General features: G+C 45.1%; 6 protein-coding genes. All 6 read right to left on the bottom strand.

Annotated elements, in window-relative coordinates; all coding sequences use genetic code 11:
- Window positions 1–37: 37 nt before the first annotated feature.
- Window positions 38–250, bottom strand: coding sequence for a formate dehydrogenase subunit delta (locus tag VZ94_RS10790; protein WP_045779236.1), 213 nt, complete (start codon window positions 248–250; stop codon window positions 38–40).
- The gene (gene fdhD / locus VZ94_RS10795; protein ID WP_045779237.1) at window positions 247–1,104 is read right to left on the bottom strand and encodes a formate dehydrogenase accessory sulfurtransferase FdhD; all 858 of its coding nucleotides are present in this window, start codon (window positions 1,102–1,104) and stop codon (window positions 247–249) included. Before fdhD ends, VZ94_RS10790 begins: the two co-directional genes overlap by 4 nt.
- Window positions 1,097–3,949 (bottom strand): formate dehydrogenase subunit alpha, encoded by a 2,853-nt coding sequence (gene fdhF, locus VZ94_RS10800; RefSeq protein WP_045779238.1) that lies wholly within the window; start codon window positions 3,947–3,949, stop codon window positions 1,097–1,099. The genes fdhD and fdhF overlap by 8 nt, the downstream gene beginning before the upstream one ends.
- A 20-nt stretch (window positions 3,950–3,969) precedes the next feature.
- Complete coding sequence (locus VZ94_RS10805; RefSeq protein ID WP_045779239.1) at window positions 3,970–5,523, bottom strand: formate dehydrogenase beta subunit; 1,554 nt, start codon at window positions 5,521–5,523, stop codon at window positions 3,970–3,972.
- Window positions 5,520–5,996, bottom strand: a complete 477-nt coding sequence (locus VZ94_RS10810; RefSeq protein WP_045779240.1) for a formate dehydrogenase subunit gamma — start codon at window positions 5,994–5,996, stop codon at window positions 5,520–5,522. Before VZ94_RS10810 ends, VZ94_RS10805 begins: the two co-directional genes overlap by 4 nt.
- A 334-nt stretch (window positions 5,997–6,330) precedes the next feature.
- Window positions 6,331–7,263 (bottom strand): 5-(carboxyamino)imidazole ribonucleotide synthase (locus VZ94_RS10815; protein ID WP_045779241.1); only part of this gene is annotated, 933 nt, incomplete at its 5' end.

A 7,263-nucleotide genomic window follows, 5' to 3' on the forward strand; every position in this document is an offset into this window, starting at 1 on the left:
GCTGCAACAAGACGCGTTCAGTGTGTTAACTAACAGTTTAGTGAGGTAAGCGGCTAACAGCGGTTTTTGCCAAGTCTGATAAACCACTGCCATCTTGTTCGGCATAAGTAATAATGGCTTCTCGCATACGGGGTTCCCAGGCTCTGAGTAAATGCATTTTTACCCCTTCAGCGGCGACTTCTTTATCGCTGTCAGCGTTAAAAAAATCGCTAATATCATTGGCCATTTTTATTAGTCTTTCAATTTTCATAGCGTTACAGTTTTATGGGTTAATCGATGATGATGTGTGTAAATCACATGGTTGTTATTTCTAGCGAATCCTATCAGTGTTAAGCCGACTTGCTCGGCTAAGCGTATCGCTAAACCGGTGGGTGCAGAAATAGCTGCGAGAATAGAGATACCCGCAAAAGCTGTTTTTTGTACCATTTCGTAGCTGGCTCGACTCGTGACTAAGGCAAAACCTTGGCTTGGGTTTTTGCGCTGACTCATTAAAGCGCCTATGAGTTTATCCAAAGCATTATGTCTGCCTACATCTTCTCGCACTAAATAAGTATGCTCATTAGGGCTAATCCAAGCAGCAGCATGAACGGCACCGGTTAAACCATTAATTTTTTGATACTGTTTAATAGCATTTAGACTTTCTGTTAAATCGCTGGCATCCAATAATAAGTCATTCTGTATATCACCCGGTGTACGAATGGCTTGTTGTAGCGTGCTAGCGCCACATAAGCCACATCCGGTACGCCCAGTTAAATTACGGCCTTTATCGGTCATACATGAAAAGCGTTGCTCAGGGATTTTTAGCTGAATCTCAATACCGTTAGAGCGGTGATAGACTTTGACGGATAATAGCTCATTGGGATGTTGGATAATGCCTTCAGTAAAACTAAACCCTAAGGCGAAATCCTCTAAGTTGGTCGGGGTTGCCAACATGACGACATGAGGAACCCCGTTGTAAATCAACGAAATAGGAACTTCTTCGGCAATGTAATCGGTTTCGGTTGAACGCTGACCCTGTTGCCAGCGTTCAATCGGATATTGTTGATAACTAGGCCAACCTAAATCGAAGATAAGAGAATGTAAGCCCGTATCGGCTTTAGCCATTGCTCAAACCTTGCTCCAAGAATTCCAGTTGTTGTTCTGAGAAGGCCAGGTATTCTTGTTGCCATTGTGATGGTTGGCTGACTTTAGTCACTTGCACGGCGGTCACTTTATATTCTGGGCAGTTAGTTGCCCAGTCAGAGTTGTCCGTCGTGATGACGTTAGCACCCGATTCTGGGAAATGGAAGGTGGTATAAACAACGCCAGGTTGTACTCGGTCAGTGATTAATGCGCGTAATACCGTTTCACCGGCACGGCTTTTAATACCTACCCAATCACCGTCGACAATACCGCGATCTTCAGCATCGTGTGGATGCAGCTCCAGACGGTCTTCTTGATGCCACATGTTGTTCGCGGTACGGCGCGTTTGCGCACCTACGTTGTATTGCGACAAAATGCGTCCGGTTGTTAAAATCAACGGATACATAGGCGTGATACGTTCATGAGTGGCCACGTAATCCGTTAACATAAACAAGCCTTTGCCATCGTTACGCATAAATTCTTCTGTATGCATAATCGGTGTGCCGGTTGGTGTTTCTTCATTACACGGCCATTGTATGCTGCCTAATTCATCGATTTTTTCATAGCTTACGCCAGTAAATGTGGGTGTTAAGCTCGCAATTTCAGCCATGATTTCCGATGGATGTTGGTAATTCATCGGGTATCCCATCGCATTGGATAATAATTGAGTAACTTCCCAATCTTGATAACCAGCTAATGGTTTCATGACCTTGCGCACGGGTGAAATACGGCGCTCAGCATTAGTGAAGGTGCCGTCTTTTTCTAAAAACGATGCGCCGGGTAAAAATACATGGGCGAATTTCGCTGTTTCGTTTAAGAAAATATCTTGCACTATAACGCATTCCATCGCTCTTAAGGCTGCATGTACATGTTTAATATCTGGATCAGATTGTGCGATGTCTTCACCTTCGACGTATAAACCCATGAAGCTATTATCTAACGCTGCTTCAAACATATTAGGTATGCGTAAACCAGGATCAAGACTTAACGGGACGTTCCACGCGGTTGAGAATAAATCGCGAGTGGCTGGGTCAGAAACATGTCGGTAGCCAGGGTATTCATGGGGGAATGAACCCATATCGCAAGAACCTTGCACGTTGTTCTGACCTCGTAATGGGTTAACACCGACACCAATACGGCCTAAGTTACCGGTAGCCATGGCTAAGTTAGCGATGCCTATGACCATCGTCGAACCTTGGCTGTGTTCTGTCACACCTAAGCCATAGTATATAGCACCGTTGTTGACGGATGCATACAACCGTGCAGCGGCACGCATATCGCTAGCCGCTACTCCGGTAATCGTTTCGGTTTGCTCAGGCGCATGTCTAGGATCAGCGATGAAAGTTTTCCATTTATTAAATGAGGCGACATCACAGCGGCTTTGTACGAAGGCTTCGTCAATTAAGTTTTCAGTGACAATGACATGGGCGAGCGCATTAATTAACGCGACGTTAGTGCCTGGACGCAGTTTTAAATGATAGTCGGCTTTAACATGCGGGCTGTTTTTAACTAAATCGATTTCGCGTGGATCGACAACGATAAGTTTCGCGCCTTGGCGTAACCGTTTTTTCATTGCTGAGCCAAATACAGGGTGGCCATCGGTTGGATTTGCACCAATCACCATAATGACATCGGATTTCATCACCGAGTCAAAATCTTGCGTACCTGATGACTCACCGAAGGTTTGTTTTAAACCATAGCCTGTCGGTGAATGGCAAACACGGGCGCAAGTGTCAACATTATTATTGCCAAAGCCAGCACGAATCAGTTTTTGTACTAAATAAGTTTCTTCGTTGGTGCAACGAGAAGACGTAATACCACCGATAGACGCTTTGCCGTATTTGGCTTGAATACGTTTTAATTCACTAGCGGCATGATTAATCGCTTGTTCCCAACTAACTTCTTGCCAAGGGTCATGAATACTGGCGCGAATCATCGGTTTGGTAATGCGATCTTTGTGTGTCGCATAACCAAAAGCAAACCGGCCTTTTACACAAGAATGACCGTGGTTGGCTTGGCCATCCTTATCCGGCACCATGCGTATGACTTGTTCTCCTTTCATCTCGGCGCGGAAAGAACAGCCAACGCCACAATAGGCACAGGTAGTGACAATTGCATGTTCCGGTTGTCCATGTTCGATAACCGATGATTCCATTAAGGTTGCTGTTGGGCAGGCTTGCACACAAGCGCCACACGATACACACTCGGAATCCATGAAGTTTTGGTTTTGACCGGGCGATACTTTGGAGTCAAAGCCGCGACCGTCGATAGTCAGTGCAAATGTACCTTGGGTTTCTTCACAGGCTCTAACGCAACGCGAGCAAACTATACATTTGCTAGGGTCAAAGGTGAAATACGGGTTGCTTTGGTCTTTAGTGGCATTTAAATGCGTAGTGACCGGGTTATAACGCACTTCGCGTAAGCCTACCGCCCCTGCCATGTCTTGTAATTCGCAGTCACCGTTAGCGGAGCAGGTTAAACAATCCAACGGGTGGTCAGAAATATACAGCTCCATGACACCACGACGCACCTCAGCTAAGCGCGGATTTTGCGTGGTGACTTTAAGGCCTTCCGCAACTGGAGTTGTGCAAGAGGCGGGCATACCGCGTCCGCCTTCGATTTGTACTAAACATAAACGGCAGGAACCGAAGGGTTCTATGCTATCGGTAGCACAAAGTTTGGGAATATCGATGCCTATGCTAGCAGCCGCTCGCATAATCGATGTGCCCGCTGGTGCGGTGACTTTAAAACCATCAATTTCTAACTGAACTAATTGTTCGGCAGTGCTGGCTGGGGTGCCGAAATCTTTTTGTTTTATTTTAGACATGGTATGTACCTCGGAAGTTATCAAGCTGCATTCGCTTTATTGTTAACGCCGAAATCCGTGGGGAAATGATTTAAAGCGCTCAGCACAGGGTAAGGGGTCATGCCGCCTAATGCACACAACGAACCACTGAGCAAGGTGTCGCATAGCGAGCGTAATAACGGTATGTTTTTTTCTAGGTCGTGACCTTGAGTAATTTCATCTAACACTTCATAGCCACGCGTTGAACCAATACGGCAAGGTGTGCATTTGCCGCAGGATTCGATGGCACAAAATTCCATGCTGTATTTAGCCATTTCGGCCATATCAACGCTATCATCAAAAGCGACTACACCACCGTGACCTAATACAGCCCAAATCGCGGCAAAGGCTTCATAATCTAGCGGCGTATCAAATTGAGATTCTGGCAAGTAAGCACCTAAAGGCCCACCGACTTGCACGGCTTTTATTGGGCGACCCGTAGCCGAGCCACCGCCGTAATCATAAAGTAACTCACGTAAGCTGGTGCCAAAAGCGAGTTCGACTAAACCGGGTTGTTTCAAATTACCTGCGAGTTGTAACGGTAATGTGCCGCGCGAACGTCCCATACCAAAATCGCGATAATAATCGCCGCCTTTAGCTAAGATAATAGGTACAGACGCTAATGAAATAACGTTGTTAATAACTGTCGGTTGACCAAATAAACCTTTAATAGCCGGTAACGGGGGTTTAAAGCGTACTAAACCGCGTTTGCCTTCTAAGCTTTCCATCAGTGAGGTTTCTTCGCCACAAACATAAGCGCCAGCACCTAAACGTACTTCTAAGTGAAAGGTTTTGCCACTGTTTAAGACATTATCGCCTAAATAACCCGCTTCATAAGCTGCGCTAATAGCCGAATTTAACGCTTTATGTGCATGAGGGTATTCAACACGTAAATAAATATAGCCTTGTGTGGCACCGACGGCTAAGCCGGCAATCGTCATGCCTTCGATAAGTACAAACGGGTCACCTTCCATAATCATGCGATCAGAAAATGTGCCAGAATCACCTTCATCGGCGTTGCAAACAATATATTTTTGCTCAGAAGCGGTATTTAATACTGTGTTCCATTTAATGCCGGTTGGGAATGCTGCACCACCGCGACCGCGTAGGCCTGAGTCAGTAACATGTTTAACAATGTCGGTAGGTGCTAAGCTTAAGGCATTGTTTAAGCCTTTGTAGCCATCATGCGCGATATAATCGGCTAGGCTTATGGGGTCGGTAATACCTACGCGAGCAAACGTTAAGCGTTGTTGCTTTTTAAGATAAGGAATTTCTTCAGTTAAGCCTAAGGCAAGGGCATGGTTGCCAGCTTGTAAAAAGTTTGCAGCAAATAATGAGGCAACATCTTGTGGCTGTACCGGACCATAAGCAACGCGTCCTGCATCGGTAGCAACTTCGACTAAAGTTTCTAGCCAATAAAGTCCGCGTGAGCCGTTGCGTATGATTTGAATATCTATGCCATTGTTTTTGGCGTATTCACTAATAGCGGAAGCAACTCGGTCAGCACCTAAGGCAATAGCGCTGGAATCGCAAGGAACGTAAACATTAATACTCATGCGGCTGGCTCCAAGTTGCTTAGTAATTGTTCAAGTGACTCTGTATTAACACGGCCATGAATATCGTTATCGATTTGTATCGCTGGTGAACAGGCGCACATGCCTAAACAATACACGGCATCTAAAGAATATTGACCATCTGCAGTGGTTTCGTGGAAGTCTATGCCTAATTTGTTTTTTAAATGCGTTTCTAACGCTTTAGAACCCATAGCTTGGCAGGACTCTGCACGGCATAATTGAATTTTATGTTTGCCTGGCGGCGTTGTCCTGAAATAATGATAAAAGCTAATCACACCGTGGACTTCAGCACGCGATAAGGCCAGGGCTTTTGCGATAACGGGTACGCTGTCATCGGGTATGTAACCGAGTGCATCTTGAATACCGTGTAGAATGGGTAATAACGCGCCTGGCTTATTTTGATTATCGCTAATCACTTGTTGCACTGTCGCTAGCATAGTGCTTGTTTCTAACATAGTTCCTCTCGCAAAAGCGCATCCCGCTTGAATTGTTGAGCAGACATCCTGTTGCTATGTGACAAAAAAGTGACCGGTAGAATAGCACAAGTCATAAGGCCTGTAAAAACACAAAACACCTGTCAGACAAGCCTTGATACCTTATGTTATCTGCTATTGCTAACTAAAAACTTGTTATAGGCAGTTAGTTACCCGCGATTATTAGCTATTGCAGATGATTTATTAACTGCGCTGTTTACCATTATTATTCAAGTTTGTTTCTAATTAGGCAATAATAAAAACCTATCTTAACACTTGGTTTTTATCAATTAAAATATCTTGAATAAACTATTTGTCAACTGTCATCGAGTTGTTCGGCAAGAGCATTAAGTCGAGCTAATGGCTCTGTAAGTTGTTGATGATTAGGATAATGCAAGTTAGCGTGAGCGACTTTGCGACCTTTTCGCGCCGACTTTCCATATAAATGCAAACGGCTACCTGGAATACTTAAGACATCTGACGCGGCAGGTATGCCACCGATAAAATTAACCATAGCCGATGCGCCTATGGCTTGGGTACAGCCTAATGGTAAGTTGGCAATCGCACGCAAATGGTTTTCAAATTGACTGGTATACGCGCCTTCAATCGTCCAATGGCCGGAATTGTGTACGCGAGGCGCAAATTCGTTAGCGACTAGTTGACCGTCGAGGTCGAATAATTCCAATGCCAATACGCCTACATAGTCTAATTCTTTTAATATGCGCGAGATATAAACCTCAGCTTGTGCTTGCAAAGGGTCGCCGTCAGTGCTTAGCGAGACTCGTAAAATACCGCCTTTATGCTGATTTTCTGATAACGGATAAAATACTATCTCGCCTTGCTGACTGCGTGCAGCGATAATCGACACTTCGCGAGTAAACGGCATAAAGGCTTCGACAATAGCTGGAACGCCGCTTAGAGTTTGCCATGCGTCAGCTAACTCAGCTTCGCTTTTTAATAACACTTGACCTTTGCCATCGTAGCCTTGGGTGCGACTTTTCAATATTGCCGGATAACCTAACTGCTGCATAGCCAGTTCTAAGTCAGTTAAGCTATCTACCGGCGCATAGTTAGGTGTTGCTATATTCAACGCGCGGAAAAAATCTTTTTCAAATAGCCTATCTTGCGCAACGGCTAATGCTTTAGGATTAGGAAAAACTTGAGTTCTAGCGGATAGAAACGCAGCAACTTCGGCAGGTACGTTTTCAAATTCGTAGGTTACAACATCGGCTTGTTCGGCTAGCGTGGC

The organism is Methylocucumis oryzae (genome assembly GCF_000963695.1).
GTDB lineage: Bacteria > Pseudomonadota > Gammaproteobacteria > Methylococcales > Methylomonadaceae > Methylovulum > Methylovulum oryzae.